Consider the following 16,819-nt stretch of genomic DNA (forward strand, 5'->3'; position numbering starts at 1 on the left):
ACCGTCCTTTATACAATTGGCATTCTTGGTGGTAATGTAAATGTTTTTTTAATGTTGTAAAGCTCTTGTATGTATGCGTCGGTCCATTTGTTCGGGTTATATGGGGCTATATGAAAATTAGCTATCATACCATTAAACCAATTCCCGGAAGGATATTCATGCCCTATTGCTAATTTATATTCAATGTCATTTTTAAAGTAAAGCCCGCTTGATAATGACGCTGAAACATCTAAAACACCATCTATATATACTTTAGCAATTTTGCTTGTAGCATCGTATGCTAAAACAACAAAATGCCAATCTAAGTCGTTGAGAAAAGACTGGTTATTTAGGTACACAAGTTTATAACTGCCCCCATCGTTTATCGCCAATCGAATATCGTCGTTTGGGTATTTTTCAATATTGAATCCGCCACCTTCAGTGCATGAAAACAAACGAAACGATTCTGAACTTTCTACTACCTTGTTACGCTCAAAATACCCATCCACAACAAAACCTGTTTGAGAAAAGTTTTTAATGATTGTGTCATTTAATACTAACAATTTGCCATCATTCCTTGCCCCGTCAACAAAGCTGGTTGCGAAGGGCTTCTTTTCAAACTGAGGTGCTGAAATAATTGCATATTTTCCTGTACCATCACCATACCTTTCATAAAAAGCTCCAACTCTAACTTTTGTAGAGGTTACACTAGATGCTATTGTTATAGTAATAGAAGCTCGCCAATGAGTGCCTAAATCTGTTAAAGTATACATACCATTAGCAGGAGTTTTAGATATTGTACCAGTTGATGGGTCAAAAACAAGAGTTTGATTAACACTTCCATCATTGGCTTCTATCCAGGCACGTGTAGTGCCAGCATCTTTTCTAAAATAACAAGAAAATGTGTATTGTTGATTTTCTATAACAGATACCTGATAATATATATACTGCCAGCTATGCGCGGAATTTTCTAATTTATACTCTTCTATGCCTATAGGATTTATTGTATCATTTAATGTGACTTGCGGAGTAGAGTTTAGGCTCCACAAAGTAAAGTCTTTTGGTACTAAATTCTCCGTCCCCTCTTCCACCGCAAAACTTTTTACACCCTCAAACGGCTTGTCGTCATCACGCACGGTAACACAAAGCGAGCTGTCTTCGTTGTAGATTAAGCCGTAATTTGTTTTAACAAGTGCCATATTCTCACTCCTCGAGCGTTATTTCTTTTGGTAATTCGCTTTGCGCGTCCGCAAGTCGGGTTAATATTGTCATTTCAAGTTTTTTATACATTTGTTTCAATAACTCAGCAATAAACGGTTTTAACATTAAATCAAATTCTGCTTCTGAGATGTATTGGTAGTATTCATAAACAGTGCGTATTTCAGTATCTACTGTTCCATCTTCTCTCACAACTTGTTCTTCAATTTGTTTTTCTTGTATACCATAATTAAAAGCATATGTAATCTTTACCTTGCCTTGTTTCAGGTCATCTATTACTTTTATTATTTGAATTTCAGATGGTTTTTCCGTGCTTTGAACCATTTTATCCCTCCTTAGAAAAAATGGGAGCTTACGCTCCCGTTATGCAAACTTTACCTGTCCCGTGTCTATTAACTCCTGAACAGCTTCAGCTAAGAAATCGTAGAACTTGCTTTTGCTATCTAATATAAAGCTTTCATCTGCGTAGAGATTTATTATGTTATATACAGTCTCCGGACCTGAGCGTGTTACATTTGCGGTGTATTCTTGTGTTAGATTACTTGTTTCCATTGTGTTTAAATCAATATTTGGGATTTTTTCCTGTGCCTCTTTCCAAATTTGGTCCATAGATTTTTCAGCCATCTTTTGTAAACCAAGTAATTTACCAAGCCAACTACCAGCTATCCAGTTGTAAAGTCTTACGAATCCTTCTCTTACAAGTCCAAAAATAAAGTAAATGCCTCTTGCTATTGGCACAAGTACTGTGTTATACACCCACGCAATGGATTGGGCAATTATAATTAGAAGCGGTTGAATTATTTGTAAAACAGGCATTAACAATGTGCCTAATAGGTTTCCAAGCGACATTAAAATAGTTACAAATGGTTTTAATGCACCGTCTATTAATGGGGTAAGTACATTAAACAAGCCTTGAGCAAGTGTACCGATTGGGTCTAATAATGCTTGAACGTTTTGTAAAGTACCAACCAAATTTAAAAAATTCTCCCCAAATTGTTGTAAAACGGCTAATCCTGTTTCTTTTAAAGTTTCCCATATTGATTTTTCTTTTTTTTCAGTTCCTGCTTTGTCTTCAGCACCCATTTGTTTAGCAATTAATTCCAATTGTTCTGCCATTTCTGGATTGCTTTCTTTTACAAGTTCTGCAATTGTTTGAACTGCATTTGCTATTGTTTTAATGTCATTTGCCACTCCACCACCAAATACATAATTCATAACTAAATCTACAAGACCGCCTTCTGCATATCCTTTCAATCTTAATTTTTCTAACATTGCAACTAATTCTGGATATCTTGAAACTATATTTGCAGGTATTACATATTCACCTTTATGTACAATTCCAGCCGGTTCATATTTGCCACCAGATCCTGTATATCCACCTTCTGCAAATCCTGGCTCGTAATAAAGCCCCATCCATGCAAGTATTTTCATCCACCATGGGGTTGATTTATCATCCATAATTTCTTTTGCCATTTCTTCTTTCTTTACTGCAATTTCACCAGTTTTTTCAAAGCCTTTTTTAAAGAAATCAACCACATCACCAACCAGTTTTACTGTAATCTCCCAAGTTGTTTTAACAACATTTCCGAAGTATTTCATAACCTCTTTTATAAATCCCAATCCTGATATAACCCAATTCCATGTAGTAGTTATTGCATTCCAAGTAGCTTCACTTATTGGTTTTAGGACATTATTCCAAAGCCAAGTTAATCCATTCACAATCCATTCCCATGTAGTTTTAAGACCCCTCCAAATTCCTTCACCTAAGGGTTGTAAAATATTATTCCAAAGCCAGTCTAATCCATTAACAGCCCATTCCCAAGTTGTCTTTATACCTTGCCAAATTCCTTCACCAATTGGTTGTAATATGTTTTCCCATAACCAAGTAAGACCTGATACAACCCAATCCCATGCTGTTTTAATCCCAGTCCAGATCTTATCGCCAAGCCATTTCATTATCTCCCACAATTTTTCTAAACCAGTTACAGCCCAATTCCATACCGTTTTAAATCCTGATTTCATACCTTGCCAAAGCCAGCCAAAAAAACTAGTAAAGTTTCCCCAAACCTCTCCCCAGTTAACGCTTTTAATCCAATTAATTATGTTGGTAAATATTTCCACTAATCCTTGCCATAACCATTGCAAGAAATCCGCAAAGCTCTTTCCTTCGTTCTTTGATTGCCATAACTTGTATAACGCAGTCACTACACCAAGAACTGCTAATGTAAATGGATTAAGTAAGAATGTTCCTATTTGGGCAAGTTGCGTAAATAATTTTAAAGCAAATAACACCCCAAGAATTGTCACGCCTAATCTCAGCAAAGCCCATACAACTTTGCCAACTGTTTCACGGTTTTTATCAATCCATCTGGTTAATTGAATTACACCTGCTATCATTTTTTGTAGTAAATCAACCACACCCGTTCTTATTGCATTAAAGAACGCTATGTTTAATGCTCCAATACTGGCTTTTAATCTATCGAGTAGGTACGAAACGGATTGTGTTTGCAATTTATATGCTTCCATTAATGCTGTAGTATCGCCTTTTATGCCTTGTAATACCTCTTGATACTTTTCGTAGTTATTTACCCAAGTTAAAAGAGCCCTTGTGCCTGTTTCTGATAAATTAAGTTGTTGAAGTAATGCACGTTTTTCATCGTCTGTTAAACCTTGCATGGTTTTTCGCAATTGTTCTACAACTTTGGTTAATCCAACAAATTGTCCGTTAGCATCATATATATCAACGCCAAGCTTCTTGAATTTATCTGCTTGTTGCATTAAATCCTGGAAAGCTCCTTCAGCTGCATTTGCTGCTTCAGATGATCTAAATCCTGCGGTTGTTAAAGCGGTATATCCTGTTAATGCTTCTTGCAAACTAACACCTAAATTTCTTGCTGATGGTATGAGTTGTCCAAAATCTCTTGCTAATTCTTCATATGTAACTAATCCTTGTTTAACTGCTTCAAACTGCATTGCATACACTGTGGTAAGTTTATCCATACTTAATCCATAAGCATTGATGATAGAAATAGCACTTTGAAATGTAGTTGTTAAATCTGTTGCACCAGCAATTGATGAAATTGTAGTAGCTTTTAAAACGTTTAGAGCATTATCAGCACTTACACCAGCTGAACCAAGCATATATAATGCATTATTTAACTCATCCAATGATTTTCCACTTTGAATTGAAAGTTGAGATAAAGCTTTTTGCATTGAATGAGCCTGTTCTTGTGTCATTTTCATCATTGTGCGTGCATTCTGGAAGGATTTTTCAACTTTAGCGGCAAAATAAGTAGACGCACTTACTGCACCAGCTAAAGCTCCTGTAAACGCTGCTGTGTATTTTATTGCAGTATTAATTGCTGTTGAGAATTGTTGAAGTTTTTGCCTTGCGTATTCTATTTTCTTTTGAAATGAATCAAGGTTTTGTGAAATACTTTTTAATACTGGACTTGCTGAATCTGATGCTTTGATTGTTACACTTAATGTTTCACTGGCTGGCATATATCTCACCTACCTTTATTGTTATTTGCAAGTTCCTCTACAAAAGATGTTTTGAAAGCTAATAAGAAAAACATCCAGTCTACTGGCTGATCTAAAATTCCGCCTTGTTCTGGAAGATTGATTATATTTCCCTTATGATCTGTGTATAACAATGCATATTGAAAATAATTTTGCTGTATTTCTAGAAAAATTTCTCTATCTGAAGTTCTTATTGTTTGCCCTTTTAGCATCAACGTAAGCCATCTTTTTAAAATTTGTTTATCGAGGGATAATATTGGCTCAGCGCTTTCAAGTAATTTCCTTCTCAGTTCTTCAACTACTTTTGGATCAAGCATTCCGCATGTTTTTACATTAATTGGCACGTCTTCACTCCACCTAATAATATGAAAAGGGAGAGCCTCAATAACTCTCCCTTTCCTTAGTAATTCAAGTCCTCTTACAGTTAGTTTTTTATATTCAATCCAGCTTCCATCTTCAAACTCCAAAAGCATTGCTACCACCGAGATTGTACATCTCTTGTAACTTTATCCAGATATTTAAAAGAGTAGTTGCCTCTACTTTCTTTATGTTTTCCAGATTCACAGGAACACTTTCACTCCAGGATTTTATTACTTTTGTTAAAAATTTGTATGGAACAGCATTTACTGCAGCTAAATCCAGTATTGCATTCCCATCTCTTGTTACTTCTACCTTTGAGTTTTGGAAAATAGTTACTGCTTCTTCTCTTAGTTCTGCAGTTAATTCCTTGGGTACCTCAATCCAGGTATCCGATTCTTTGTTTACAACTTTCTTGTCCTTAATATAAAGTTTTACTGTTTCATTACTTGCAAAAAGACTCATTTAATCCCCTCCTTAATATAATCCCGTAGTGTTGGTAAAGTCTGACACTTCAATTATGTCGCCGCTTCCAGGAATTAAAGTCGTGAAGTTTGCTTTTAGCATAATCTTTCCAGAATCAGAAATATCATGTGTCATTTCGCTAAATCTAATCCTTGGTAAGTAGATTTTCAATGTATGGGTTGCATCTTTAGCAAGTTCGATTCCTATTGCTGAGTCTGAAAAAGATTTGAATGCTGCATATTCGTTCGTAACCGAAGAAGCATCAAAAATGATATCAATCGATCCAGAAATTTCAAGGTTTCCTGCCTCTACAGTTTTACGCTTACCTGTTCCATCGAGTCGGTAATCATCATTGTCAAGATTATTGTTTATTGTTAATTCAATACTTGAGTACAGATCAGTAACTGTAGAAAATTTATCAGTATAAAGTTTTAATTCTTTAAAATAATATGGTTCGTTATCAGGATTTATAATTGTTGTCTCCTGAGTCAAAGAACCGCTTTTTTCTTCAACCCCTACAAAATCTGCTGTTAATTTTGGAATGGCACCAACTGCTCCACTGAATTTCAATTGATTAATTTTCATACCAAGGTATTTAAAACTTTGCCCTGAATGATTAACTTCTATGCTTGCGCTTGGGAGTTCATCGAATAAGCTAATTGGAGTGATTTTAGTATATTCATCCCCAGAACTAGGAGTAGCATCTGGGTCTTCTAAAACAGCGTTACCTAATGCAAGGTAAAAGAGTATTCCGGATGTTAATGGATACATTTCAAGTTCCAGGGAACCTTCTGCTCCTTCTTTGCCTGGTGCAAGTGCTTTTATACCACGGGAACCTAAAAAAGCTTCACTTTTTACTGCTTCAATTTTGTGATTTAATGATTCACTTGTGAAAGGTATTTTATATTTTGCTTTTGCTTCACTTCCAAATGTATTTTCAATCCCTAGTAACACACTGGATTTTGCTCCTGTATAAGCCATTATTTACACCTCCATTACTCTTCCCATTGTATGGTAAACTGTACAAACACAAATAATCTGTGCAGATTGTTTACATAGCTGTATTGAATTTCCTGAATCTCATAATAACTAAATGTACTTTCTAGAACGCTTTCAATATCTGCAATCTTCGTATCAGATGTTTGATATGCAGTGTCAGCTGTTCCATCAATTGAAAACATAATTGCTAATTCGCACGTCTTTCTTATCCTAGATGAGGTCAAATATTCGGGCACAACTCTATCAATAAAAATAACTGCGTTATTTGGTTTCTGAAGTGCTTTATCGTTTGTCAATGTAACATTATCAAAATATGCTTGTAATCCTGTTATTAATGGCTGAATCTGACTAAACATTTTCCCACGTCCTTATAAGTTCATCTATCCATTTATTCAAATTAAAATCTTCTAAAGCATCACACAAATATCTTTTTTCCGGGGTTCCTTGTTTGGCTATTTTTTGCCATACAGCCCATGCTACACCTTTACTTTTCTTTCCTCTTATCCGCAATTGTTGCTGTACCCACTTTAAAATTGGTTCAAATGGTGCTCTATGTGGTTTTGTGCCATACTCTACAAACGGAGCATATTGCATGTTAGTAAACACTTTGACTTTGTCATAACTCAAGTCTTTAACCGTCCAATGTTGAGCTAAAGCACCTGTGTTAGTTGCTCTTTCTTTTATGTTTTCAACAATTATATCTTCAAGTTCCATCCCTGCTGCCAATAGAACTTTACGTAAAACCTCACGAAATCTGTCGTCTGATACATACTTTCTGATTTTAACCAACTGTTTTTTGTCAACACTTATGTCAATCATAAATCCCACCCGCGTGCTGATCTGTAATAATTTGCTAAGTATCTAAGATGTGGTTTAGTGTTGTCATATTGCTGTGAAGCATTCTGTATTGAGTAGGAATTAAGCTTCTGAAAATCTCCCATGATCATTTCATAACAATCGGCAAGAACATTATTCCAATCTATTACCTTTGCCTGAACTACTACAATTCCATTAACAGCATTTGTAAATGTAATTTCGCCCGTTTCTTTGTCTAGTGTAAAATCTGTTGTTTCAACGCTGTCTATAAACACTCTTTCTGTGTAGGTTTCATCTAAATGTCTGTACGGTATCTGGTATATCTTTCCTTCAAAGTCCTTTGGTTCTGCAACTATCAACCTGATTTCTGAATTATCCTTAATAATCTGCTGTAATTCTGCATCTGTAAAAATCTGGTTGTTAGTATCTTTATCAGGAATTTTCATTCTGATGTATTCTAGATTAGTCATTCACATCACTTCCTTTTGCGTTTCTTTGGTTTAGCTTGTTTTTTAACTTCTTCTACCTCCCTTTCAACCTCTGGTTCTTTTTCTAGCTCGTGTTTAAGCTCAACTTCCTTTGATTCAGGTTTATTATTCTGTTCATAATGTCTGCGAAGTGCTCCGATACCCATTCTTTCACCTCACTAAAAAAGAGAGCGGGATTAACCCGCCCTCAATTATTGTGTGATTATCTTAACTACTCTGTTTTCGTCCAAGAGTTTGACTGCATAGTGCATTGTTCCAGCAATTACTGTTGTTCTTTTTAAGATGTCCCTATCTTGTTCAATCTTGAGTTGTCTCTTGTATGCAAGTGCAACTGCGTTCTTTCTTAATAACAATGCAGTGTATGTATCTGGTGTTCCAGCTGTTTTGGTTATTCTATCGGAAATCACAACAGGAATTCCTGCGACTTTTCCAATTGCTGCATAGCCGTTTACCATAACTGGTTGTCCGAATGCTGCTGCATTAATGAAATTGCTATCTTTTAACAAGTCAGCTGCTTGTTTTGAGTGAACTACAAGTGCAAGAATGTCATCATAGTTTTCACCAAATTTTGCAAGTGCTTGAACTATTGCATTATAATCAATTACTCCAGTTGCTGAATAATCAACGGCAAGTGTAGTGCTTTCAAGTTCGGCTTTAATATCGCTATCAACTTTGTTAGCAATAACAATTCCAAGTTGTCTTGCAGCTTCGCTTATTGGATCTCCAATTGCAGTTAAAACAGCTGTATCGGAAATTTCAACTGCTTTACCTATTTCTTTGATTACTGCTGATACGTCAGATGTTCCAAGTACTTCAGTTCCCATTGCTGTTGCTTCTGTTAAATCAGTTGCTTCGCTTAATGTTCCCCATTTTGGAAAGTGAATTGTATCGCCAGGTTTTCCAACCAAATTATTGTAAACAGTAGCAAATTTTAAAAGTTTGGCTTTTGATGTAAATTCACCTTCAACAATATTTGAAAATACTTCTGGAACTACCATGTTAGTTTTTAATGTTTCGTTTGCCATTTAAATCAACCTCCTTGCATTAATTTATTGTATAGGTCAGGATATTTTGTGAATATCTCTACCTGTTTTTCATACGGTAAGCTTAAAAGTTCATCGCGTGTTTTTGGTAATGCTTCTGGTATGTTTGAAGATTGCGTAAATGATCCAGCTTCTAGACTTTTCAACTTCTCATTTACTTTGGCTTCTACCAATTCGTTTATCTTCTGTGCTACTGAATCAAGTGTGGAAACTAATTGCTCTTTAGCTTCAGTTAGTGACAAATCTGCTAACGGATCTACGTTGATTAATACTCCAAATTCATTTGGTAAACCTTTTGCCTGTAAGTATGTGTTTTTAAGATCTTCAAGTGCTTCTTTTCTTTCCTGCCTCAAGAGTTGTTCATATTGCCCTTTTTCCTTCATCTTCTCTATTTCTGCCTGTTTCTTCAATTTCTCCTCCCTTGTTTTTATTGCTCTAGTAACTGCACTATCAATCTGACTTTGTAATTCTTTTTTTGTCATAATCGCAACATCTTCAGGATTGAGCCCCAGCTGTATAGCTGTTGCTCTTAATACTTCAATAGGATCTCCATCGTCTTTTATTGCTTCTTCTTGGTTTGTGTTTTCTACTGGCTTTTGTTCCTGTTGAGTTGCATTTTCATCCCCCTCTGCAAAGAGTTGGATGTCAATGCCCCTCTTTTCCAATTCACTCATGCTAATACCTCCCTTTTATTTTTATTCTTTACTTGCCCAAGGACATTTGTACTGAATTGCAAGGCTTTTTGCCTTGCTTGCTATCTCTGCATCTTTATTCATCATGGCTCTTCTATATGCTGCAAGTAGTCCAGCACATGAAGGCTTCCATTGCCCGTTTACTTTTTTCTTATATGGATATCTTCTTTTTTTTGGATCCAGAAATACATGTGCTGGCATATCTTCACGCTTTGAAGAGCCTACTGGTGGTACATTACCCCAAGTCCTGTCTTTTAAAACATCAGCCATGAATCACCACCTCACTACTGATTTAGAAATTGGTTTCCAATTAACTTAGCAGGCTTTGGTAAAGCTAACAGTCTGTGCCTACATTGAATATGTGGATGTAAAAACGTTCCATGGTCTGCTCGGATTTCTAGACCTTTTAATTTACGTGGATTTGTTTCAATATATCGTTCAATTTCGTTTTTAGTCCATGGTTCTTCCTGCGTTAGTTTTTTTCTGTTTGCACACCACGCCGTGGTTCTTGAATCACTCGGCCCAGACCATTTGAATTTGTCAATTACTTCTTCGTATTCTACATACGTTCTCCAAATTCCTTGTTGCATTGCATGACCAACTTGATCTCTTACCATTACAGTTATACGCCGTTTTGCCGTTGGTGGAATTTGTTTGATAAGAATTTTTGCTAGTACATCGTTAGGTGTTCCAGATATTATTCCTGCTGTAAGTGTGTTTTCAATTATTCGCATTAAATCGCCTGCGTAGTTCTTCATAACAGTGTGTTCAAAACTCATAAAATTTTCGTTAAACCACAGCATGGCATTTGAAGGGACACCCGAAAATGGTTGATTAATTGTTGAATGAGCTAATTTACTAGACAACTTAAATGTATTCAGCAGCTCCTTGTTTAAATATTTTTCAAATTCTGATATGTAGCTTTCTGTTTGTTGCTGAATTTGAATTTTTAACCACTCTAAAGTTCTTGTACCAATTTCGTTTGTCATTAACAATCCAATCAATCTTTCAAGTAGTTGCTTTAAGAGTGATAAATTACGTTGTATCAGTCTTCGTTCAATCCTATTTAGGTTTTTGTCCAGGTTCATTGTCCATCATCTCCATATACCAGCTGTTTTCTTCCTCAATTTTTTTCTGTTCGCTTTCGTAGTCAAAACCTAATGCTTCAGCAACCGTTTTTTTGCTGACTAATCCCATGCTGATTAAATTAATCCATTTATTCAAATCTTCTACTTCATCTGCTGGAATTACAGGATCTACATTTACCTGTACCTCGTTAACAACAACCCCGTCCATTGCGAGTGCAAGCTTTGCAAGCTTTTTAATGCCTTCAAAATAAACAGATCTATAGTTTTTAATCTTCTTGATTAGTTTGGAAAGTTTAAGTTTTAAAGCATATCCAGAAATATTGCCAAGGTCGTTAAGAATAAGCTCTGGACATTTATTGCGTAAATAGTTCTCTAACATTTCGTACTTCTTTAACATCGAAGGAATTACGTTTCCGTTGTATTCCAAGATCTTAAGTTCTGCATTATCTGGCGTGGACCATACATTGTGTTCTTGCTTTAAGTTTGAAGCATCTCTAATTCCACTTGCTATGATTCTTGGCTTTGCATATATATCTTCAATTGCAGATATTCTGGATAAAGTAGAATTCATCTCGTCTATGGTATCCCCTATCCTCTCGAGTTCACTTTCACCCCACACAGGATCCTTTAAACTCGGCGTATTTGCTACATGTATAAGCCAAAATTCACCGTATCTGTTTGGTATGTCCTTTACTAACTTGTCACCTATGTAAATCTGCACTCTATCTTTTGTATAAACTTCTTTTACATTTAACGTACTTTCCTTGTGCTTCATGCTGTATTCATACACCCAAGCTACAACCTGCCCATATTCCATAACATAATCGAGTGTTCCATTCAAAAGTTTTACAATCCCTATTCGTATCTGTCCGTTATCATCACGCCCAATCTTTAAAGCACTATCTCCTAAAATCAAGCCCTGGATAACAAACAATCTTGCAGTCTTGTCAAAGTTGTTTTGTTTTAATATTTCATTTAGTTTGTTTGTTGCATTTTCGTTATCTGGTACTACAAGTTCAAAATTGTCGCCAAATATAAGCGAATAATCAGTTGATATAATCTCGTATGCATAGTCGACAAGGCTTTTTGTAATATGTTTTAAGTTTCCTTTTGAGTCGTAATCTATAAACAATCCTTTTTGTTTGCAATAGTTTTCGGTATATTCACCGTAAAAAAGGACAAATAATTCGTAATAGTTTTTCGCCATCTATTTCACCACCTTACACAATGTCCAGATTAAAGCTCTTTGCTTCTTGTTTGTTCGTGGCACCGTAAACAGCAAGCGCTAAAGCCATTACACAGTCATCGTGGTAACCGTACCTTGCTTCTAATTTCATAGTTCCTGTTGGCCTCATTTCGTATTCAAAATATCTCAACTCATCGATTAATTCTGGGATCCTTGGAATAACAATTTCTTTATTTTCCATTTTTCCACGCAGAGTATCAATAATTTGTTGTTTACTCTGTGAAGTAAATTTAAACGGTTCTAAATAAACGCCTTTTTCAGTTAATGCTTCCCAAATTGGATCTCCAACGCCTGTAGCATCTATATAACCGTGTGCATTATATTCTTTTTGCACATCAGCAATTCTATTCACCACATAACTCCATGGCTTACGATTAAAGCGTTCAAAATACACTAATTTACCATCTTGGTTTAAAACAATAATCACGGTCCAGTCTTCATACTTTGCAACGTCAACTCCCATGTAGTAAACGCTATTATCTTCCTTAGAAACAGGGATTTGATAATCTTCAACAACCGAATCAATTAAATGCCATGGAAATACCAGATCTTGCTCATCAACAAATTCAGCAAGATATTCAATTCTCCAACGCAAGGAACTTTCACCATATTCACTTTTCTTGGCTTCTAGAAATTCGTGTGATATGTATGGATTAGCAGATGATGGGAATTGGAATGATACATATCCTGGAACTCCTTCTAATCCTTTCATGTATGTTTCCCAGAAATGATTCTTGCCATATGGAGTAGATATTTTTATCATTTGCCCGTTGTAGTCAGCTAACATCGGTTCTATAACTTCATAAACCGCTTCATCTTTAATAAATGCTGCTTCGTCTAGTATTACTCTGTGTGCTTTTCTACCTCTCAAGTTGTGATATTTATCAGCAGATCTTGCGTGTATTTCTGAATTATGTAAAAACTTTAAAATTGGATACGGTGAGTATTTAATCTTTTCAATTAACCCTTGCCATGGAGATTTTGAAAGAAATTTCAGTATTGTTTCAAAAATAACTGTAGATTGATCATAAGTTGGTGCAATGATAAATTGGATTGTTTGTGGATGTTTGAATGAATAAAACAAAGAATCTATTGCCATTGCTTCTGATTTCCCAAATCTTCTTCCAGCTGCTATTGTTATAACCTGTCCCTTTGCTCGTAAAATAGTTTTTTGTGCTTCATGCGCAGTCCAGTTAAAAAATTTCTCTGCAAATAAGACAGGATCATTCTTCCACGTTCTCATCCTCCCACATCTCCTTGAGTAGTTTCACCAAATCATCTTTTGCTGTGGTACCAAGCTTTTCCATTTTCATTTTCATTGCTCTAATTGCCTCTCTTGATGCATTGCTCCATGTAGAATTCCATACTTCTACAGATCTCGGACGTGTAGCTTCTTTTATCCTTTCAAACGCAATTTTGCGCAGTTCTTTTGATTCCCGCATAATAGAATCAAGCTCTTCTATCTCATCCAGCTCTTCCTCAACAAATTTTTTCATCCGCTTTTCTGGATTGTCCGATTTCTTTTTAATATATTCTTTCTGGACAACTTCTTTTACATTGAAGTGTTTTGACATGTGGTTTTTAATTGCAACATGGCTTATTTTTTCATTAAAGCTTTCTTCCAACCATCTACTTATGGCAGACGCACTCATTCCATTTTGATACCTTTCTTCTATTTCTTCACGATGTGTTGAATTACATACTTTACAACGTGCCTGATACATGTTTTATCACCACCTTAAAGGTTGAAAGGTTTCTTGTAAGGTTGAAAGGTTGAAAGGATACCACTTCTCCCCTTTCAAGATCTCTTTCAGCGCCCTATTCTGTCGGTTAGTCAGTTTTTATCTTTTTGTTCTTTCCCTTTTTTCTCAACTTTATTTTCTTTCATCTCAAACTTTTTACAAGCTGCCGTTTTTTCCCAAGCAATTTTACCTGTACGAGTACACAAACCATCCCAAAAATTAGGAATCATTGCAAAATACTTGCAATTCTTACAAGTATGCTTCATTTTCTCACCTTTAACTATTTTTGATAGCTTTTACCAGTTCAGGATTGTCTTTTATCAAGGTATAAATTCCATGTGCAAGTGCTTGAGCTGAGAAAAGTATTCCGTGAATAGCTTCATGGAGTAGAGTAAGTAGCATTCCTTTTTTGGAGTGTTTTTCTACGTTGATGATTCCTTCTACATAGTCAATATTTCCTACCATATCCCCGCCTAAATCATCGTGAAACTGCACTTCATATTCAAAACCGTTAATCTTAAGTGTTTTAATATTCATTAACCCACGCCCCTTTCCCACAGCGGGCAAGCTCTTTATCTAAATTCCCGCTACCATTTTGTTTGAAACTATTTTGGCTATTTGCGCTTTAAAATTAACAATTTGGCAACAAAAAAGGGACCTGTGATAGGTCCCTTTTAGTTAGCAATTGACAAATTTTTTAAGGATTTTATTCTACTTCTTCGTCTTCTAAATTTACATCGTATTTAAATAAAGGCAATTCATATTGTTTTCTATAATTGTATATTTCTGAGGAAAGATTTTTCTTAATTAATCTTTCCAAGGTTTTTCTAGTTCGTGATTTTAATAAATCTTTTTCTTTATTAACTTTGTAAACTTTTAATTTGAGATTTGAATCACCTATTTTCTCTTCACGAACTTCATTTAAATCAGTTAAGTATTTATTTTTACACAATAACTTATCTACTACATATTGAAACAATTTAATTATCCTTTGAGGTTCATGTAATTTTGATATTATCTCGTAATCTAAGTTATTTGATGTTTGCTTCAAGACATCTAAGACAGTAAATGATTCATCTTTCCAATGATTTCTTATAATATACCCCATTAACAGAGCGAGGAAAACACTGCAATTTATTCTTTCTAATTCATTTAATTCATTTATCTTCCTTTTGTAAACATTTTTATGAATATTATAAGTTCGAAAATCGAATAAACATATATTCTTTTTTGATAATCGTTTTATGTTAGCTAAAAGTTCAAAATCTTTTCCTGCAATTTTTTCTATGCTTAAATATATATTTTCGGTTTTTATTTTTATTACGGAAAAATCAAATTTTATTTCTGGTAACAAATTACTTAGACTTTTTAGGATTTCATTAGCGAGATTTTCTCTGTTTTCAACAAATGATAAAGTTAAGCCTTTAAATGTGGCATTTTTTAAAATTTTTAAACCACTTCCAACAAGAGAATTATCATCAATGTTATTGTATGATAATATTTGCTCTCTTTTTATTATATTGTCTACTTTGGAACTGTCTTTATATTCGAACATTATTAATTTATATTTATCGGAAGAATAATTATCTTTATATTTTATTACAGCATCAGGATTTATTCTTTGCCGTTTGGCAGAGAATGAAACCTCATAACGAATATAAATATTTCCGTTTAAATAATTAGTTTTAAATTCTTTTTCAATTTTTTTAATTACACTAAAAAAAATATTCATAGATTCGATATTTTCTAGATATTTAGTTTTTTCACATTCATCATGTTGTCCCAATTTCTAGTTCCTCCAATTTATCAAGAATCTCTTCTTCTTTGATGTAAATTTTTATATTAGGATTAAATGATTTTCTTAGAAAATTTTCAATACGTTTGATTGAATTTGCACAACTTCCATTTAATAGAGTTATAAAAAGTCCGTAAGAATATAAATCTAAAACAAGATTACCACCAACGTGGAAATCAGCAGCAATTGTTTTGACATAATTTTTTCCCTTAAAAATGTCAAACGCCATAAGTTTTAATTCGTCGTTAGCCAAAATGGTTTTCATTGTTTTTTCCAACTTTTCGGGATCAATATTTTGGTTTGAAAACTCAATAAATACCATTTCACGCCATTCTTGAAGTTTTTCAATTTTGATTAATTCATTTCCATAAGATGAGGTGATATTAAAAATTGTGTCCCTGACTATATCAAAATCATAACCATAAAATGTGACTTTACCATTGTTATAAATATAAAGATAAACTACATCTTCATTATTATCATCAATTCTGAATTTACCTTTTACGAAATTCATGGGAATACCATATTGTTTTAGTTCATTAGTTTTCTTGGCTAAATATGAAGGTGATTTTGAACTAAATGCAATATCAAAATTTTCTTCATCATCTAAAAGATCCGCACTAAATTCACTTGATACTTCAATTCTATAAGCTTCATATTCATCAGCTATTTTGTTTACATTTAGCCATTGAAAATCAAAAAAAGAAGAAGAATTAACTAATTTTTTAATAGCAGAATCACTTTCTTGTGATTGCGAAAAAGTAAAAACAGGAATAAATCTAAATCTTATATCACTATTTTCATAGAAAAGATAAGGATCAACAAACAATTCCACTTTACCATCATTTATAATCAAAATCTCTTTGCTATTGTCAAAATGAATATCTGCTTTGTAGAATGTACGTTTTATTTCTTTTATAATCAAATCAAACAGTTCATTTTCAGATAATCCGGGATAAGTTTCTAATATATATGATTTCGGAATTCCCGATTCATATTCTAATTTATGAATTTTTTTTCCATGTATAGACTCTTCCATATACATATCAATAGTTTTATATAAATTTTCCCTGTTAGTAATTTTCATACAAATCACCCTCTAAAAAATTATACCAAAAAAATTTCAGATTTTAACATAAATTTATAAAGATAAAATTTGGTTTTCACCCAACTATAAAAAAGAGTAAACAATGCAGTTATTAAATTGCAAAAAAGACTTTTCGCCCCTTATAGTGCTTTTTTGTAATATGTAATATTCGAATATTTGTTTTATGTTAATTTAACAATAGAGCATCTATATTGTATAATAATAAATTGGAGGTGATAAAAATGTATAAAAAAACTGTAATTATTGTGATTTTATAGGTTC

The 16,819-nt window shown here is 34.0% G+C and carries 21 protein-coding genes; all 21 read right to left on the reverse strand.

Going from position 1 to position 16,819, the window contains the following annotated elements; translation table 11 throughout:
* Positions 1-8 precede the first annotated feature (8 nt).
* Entirely contained in the window at positions 9-1,178 is a 1,170-nt protein-coding gene (locus tag HNP65_RS01560) for a phage head spike fiber domain-containing protein (RefSeq protein WP_184618629.1), read from the reverse strand.
* A 4-nt stretch (positions 1,179-1,182) separates the two neighbouring features.
* Positions 1,183-1,521, reverse strand: coding sequence for a hypothetical protein (locus HNP65_RS01565; RefSeq protein ID WP_184618630.1), 339 nt, complete (start codon positions 1,519-1,521; stop codon positions 1,183-1,185).
* Positions 1,522-1,560: 39 nt separating this feature from the next.
* Entirely contained in the window at positions 1,561-4,701 is a 3,141-nt protein-coding gene (locus HNP65_RS01570) for a phage tail tape measure protein (RefSeq protein ID WP_184618631.1), read from the reverse strand.
* 5 nt (positions 4,702-4,706) lie between these two features.
* Complete coding sequence (locus HNP65_RS01575; protein WP_184618632.1) at positions 4,707-5,192, reverse strand: hypothetical protein; 486 nt, start codon at positions 5,190-5,192, stop codon at positions 4,707-4,709.
* Positions 5,176-5,541 carry a hypothetical protein gene (locus HNP65_RS01580; RefSeq protein ID WP_184618633.1) on the reverse strand — a complete coding sequence of 122 codons (366 nt, stop codon included), beginning with the start codon at positions 5,539-5,541 and terminating at the stop codon, positions 5,176-5,178. The genes HNP65_RS01575 and HNP65_RS01580 overlap by 17 nt, the downstream gene beginning before the upstream one ends.
* Before the next feature lie 12 nt (positions 5,542-5,553).
* The gene (locus tag HNP65_RS01585; protein WP_184618634.1) at positions 5,554-6,522 is read right to left on the reverse strand and encodes a phage tail tube protein; all 969 of its coding nucleotides are present in this window, start codon (positions 6,520-6,522) and stop codon (positions 5,554-5,556) included.
* A 14-nt stretch (positions 6,523-6,536) separates the two neighbouring features.
* On the reverse strand, positions 6,537-6,896 hold the full coding sequence (locus HNP65_RS01590) for a hypothetical protein (protein ID WP_184618635.1): 360 nt from the start codon (positions 6,894-6,896) through the stop codon (positions 6,537-6,539).
* On the reverse strand, positions 6,889-7,359 hold the full coding sequence (locus HNP65_RS01595; RefSeq protein ID WP_184618636.1) for an HK97 gp10 family phage protein: 471 nt from the start codon (positions 7,357-7,359) through the stop codon (positions 6,889-6,891). The genes HNP65_RS01590 and HNP65_RS01595 overlap by 8 nt, the downstream gene beginning before the upstream one ends.
* The gene (locus tag HNP65_RS01600) at positions 7,356-7,826 is read right to left on the reverse strand and encodes a hypothetical protein (protein ID WP_184618637.1); all 471 of its coding nucleotides are present in this window, start codon (positions 7,824-7,826) and stop codon (positions 7,356-7,358) included. The genes HNP65_RS01595 and HNP65_RS01600 overlap by 4 nt, the downstream gene beginning before the upstream one ends.
* A gap of 5 nt (positions 7,827-7,831) precedes the next feature.
* Positions 7,832-7,990 (reverse strand): hypothetical protein, encoded by a 159-nt coding sequence (locus HNP65_RS01605; protein ID WP_184618638.1) that lies wholly within the window; start codon positions 7,988-7,990, stop codon positions 7,832-7,834.
* A 45-nt stretch (positions 7,991-8,035) separates the two neighbouring features.
* Entirely contained in the window at positions 8,036-8,869 is an 834-nt protein-coding gene (locus tag HNP65_RS01610) for a N4-gp56 family major capsid protein (protein ID WP_184618639.1), read from the reverse strand.
* A 5-nt stretch (positions 8,870-8,874) separates the two neighbouring features.
* A complete protein-coding gene (locus tag HNP65_RS01615; protein ID WP_184618640.1) occupies positions 8,875-9,561 on the reverse strand; it encodes a DUF4355 domain-containing protein in 687 nt (228 codons plus the stop codon).
* Positions 9,562-9,582: 21 nt separating this feature from the next.
* Positions 9,583-9,849, reverse strand: coding sequence for a hypothetical protein (locus tag HNP65_RS01620; protein ID WP_184618641.1), 267 nt, complete (start codon positions 9,847-9,849; stop codon positions 9,583-9,585).
* A 14-nt stretch (positions 9,850-9,863) separates the two neighbouring features.
* Positions 9,864-10,667 (reverse strand): phage minor head protein, encoded by an 804-nt coding sequence (locus tag HNP65_RS01625; protein ID WP_184618642.1) that lies wholly within the window; start codon positions 10,665-10,667, stop codon positions 9,864-9,866.
* Positions 10,642-11,874 carry a phage portal protein gene (locus HNP65_RS01630; protein WP_184618643.1) on the reverse strand — a complete coding sequence of 411 codons (1,233 nt, stop codon included), beginning with the start codon at positions 11,872-11,874 and terminating at the stop codon, positions 10,642-10,644. The genes HNP65_RS01625 and HNP65_RS01630 overlap by 26 nt, the downstream gene beginning before the upstream one ends.
* A gap of 13 nt (positions 11,875-11,887) precedes the next feature.
* The gene (locus HNP65_RS01635) at positions 11,888-13,156 is read right to left on the reverse strand and encodes a terminase large subunit domain-containing protein (protein WP_184618644.1); all 1,269 of its coding nucleotides are present in this window, start codon (positions 13,154-13,156) and stop codon (positions 11,888-11,890) included.
* Positions 13,137-13,637, reverse strand: a complete 501-nt coding sequence (locus HNP65_RS01640) for a hypothetical protein (protein WP_184618645.1) — start codon at positions 13,635-13,637, stop codon at positions 13,137-13,139. The genes HNP65_RS01635 and HNP65_RS01640 overlap by 20 nt, the downstream gene beginning before the upstream one ends.
* Positions 13,638-13,747: 110 nt before the next feature.
* Positions 13,748-13,921, reverse strand: coding sequence for a hypothetical protein (locus HNP65_RS01645; RefSeq protein WP_184618646.1), 174 nt, complete (start codon positions 13,919-13,921; stop codon positions 13,748-13,750).
* Positions 13,922-13,931: 10 nt separating this feature from the next.
* Positions 13,932-14,192 carry a hypothetical protein gene (locus HNP65_RS01650; protein WP_184618647.1) on the reverse strand — a complete coding sequence of 87 codons (261 nt, stop codon included), beginning with the start codon at positions 14,190-14,192 and terminating at the stop codon, positions 13,932-13,934.
* Between the two features lie 169 nt (positions 14,193-14,361).
* Positions 14,362-15,441, reverse strand: coding sequence for a hypothetical protein (locus HNP65_RS01655; protein WP_184618648.1), 1,080 nt, complete (start codon positions 15,439-15,441; stop codon positions 14,362-14,364).
* Positions 15,428-16,537, reverse strand: a complete 1,110-nt coding sequence (locus HNP65_RS01660; protein WP_184618649.1) for a hypothetical protein — start codon at positions 16,535-16,537, stop codon at positions 15,428-15,430. Before HNP65_RS01660 ends, HNP65_RS01655 begins: the two co-directional genes overlap by 14 nt.
* Positions 16,538-16,819 lie beyond the last annotated feature (282 nt).

Origin of the sequence: Thermosipho japonicus, from assembly GCF_014201655.1 — a bacterium.
Lineage (GTDB): Bacteria > Thermotogota > Thermotogae > Thermotogales > Fervidobacteriaceae > Thermosipho > Thermosipho japonicus.

Coding starts and splice junctions, on each gene's coding strand:
- HNP65_RS01610 (WP_184618639.1), bottom strand. CDS start 8,869: ATGGCAAACGAAACATTAAAAACTAACATGGTAGTTCCAGAAGTATTT.
- HNP65_RS01605 (WP_184618638.1), bottom strand. CDS start 7,990: ATGGGTATCGGAGCACTTCGCAGACATTATGAACAGAATAATAAACCT.
- HNP65_RS01635 (WP_184618644.1), bottom strand. CDS start 13,156: ATGAGAACGTGGAAGAATGATCCTGTCTTATTTGCAGAGAAATTTTTT.
- HNP65_RS01630 (WP_184618643.1), bottom strand. CDS start 11,874: ATGGCGAAAAACTATTACGAATTATTTGTCCTTTTTTACGGTGAATAT.
- HNP65_RS01560 (WP_184618629.1), bottom strand. CDS start 1,178: ATGGCACTTGTTAAAACAAATTACGGCTTAATCTACAACGAAGACAGC.
- HNP65_RS01600 (WP_184618637.1), bottom strand. CDS start 7,826: ATGACTAATCTAGAATACATCAGAATGAAAATTCCTGATAAAGATACT.
- HNP65_RS01625 (WP_184618642.1), bottom strand. CDS start 10,667: ATGAACCTGGACAAAAACCTAAATAGGATTGAACGAAGACTGATACAA.
- HNP65_RS01565 (WP_184618630.1), bottom strand. CDS start 1,521: ATGGTTCAAAGCACGGAAAAACCATCTGAAATTCAAATAATAAAAGTA.
- HNP65_RS01645 (WP_184618646.1), bottom strand. CDS start 13,921: ATGAAGCATACTTGTAAGAATTGCAAGTATTTTGCAATGATTCCTAAT.
- HNP65_RS01620 (WP_184618641.1), bottom strand. CDS start 9,849: ATGGCTGATGTTTTAAAAGACAGGACTTGGGGTAATGTACCACCAGTA.
- HNP65_RS01570 (WP_184618631.1), bottom strand. CDS start 4,701: ATGCCAGCCAGTGAAACATTAAGTGTAACAATCAAAGCATCAGATTCA.
- HNP65_RS01650 (WP_184618647.1), bottom strand. CDS start 14,192: ATGAATATTAAAACACTTAAGATTAACGGTTTTGAATATGAAGTGCAG.
- HNP65_RS01615 (WP_184618640.1), bottom strand. CDS start 9,561: ATGAGTGAATTGGAAAAGAGGGGCATTGACATCCAACTCTTTGCAGAG.
- HNP65_RS01660 (WP_184618649.1), bottom strand. CDS start 16,537: ATGAAAATTACTAACAGGGAAAATTTATATAAAACTATTGATATGTAT.
- HNP65_RS01585 (WP_184618634.1), bottom strand. CDS start 6,522: ATGGCTTATACAGGAGCAAAATCCAGTGTGTTACTAGGGATTGAAAAT.
- HNP65_RS01590 (WP_184618635.1), bottom strand. CDS start 6,896: ATGTTTAGTCAGATTCAGCCATTAATAACAGGATTACAAGCATATTTT.
- HNP65_RS01575 (WP_184618632.1), bottom strand. CDS start 5,192: ATGCTTTTGGAGTTTGAAGATGGAAGCTGGATTGAATATAAAAAACTA.
- HNP65_RS01595 (WP_184618636.1), bottom strand. CDS start 7,359: ATGATTGACATAAGTGTTGACAAAAAACAGTTGGTTAAAATCAGAAAG.
- HNP65_RS01580 (WP_184618633.1), bottom strand. CDS start 5,541: ATGAGTCTTTTTGCAAGTAATGAAACAGTAAAACTTTATATTAAGGAC.
- HNP65_RS01640 (WP_184618645.1), bottom strand. CDS start 13,637: ATGTATCAGGCACGTTGTAAAGTATGTAATTCAACACATCGTGAAGAA.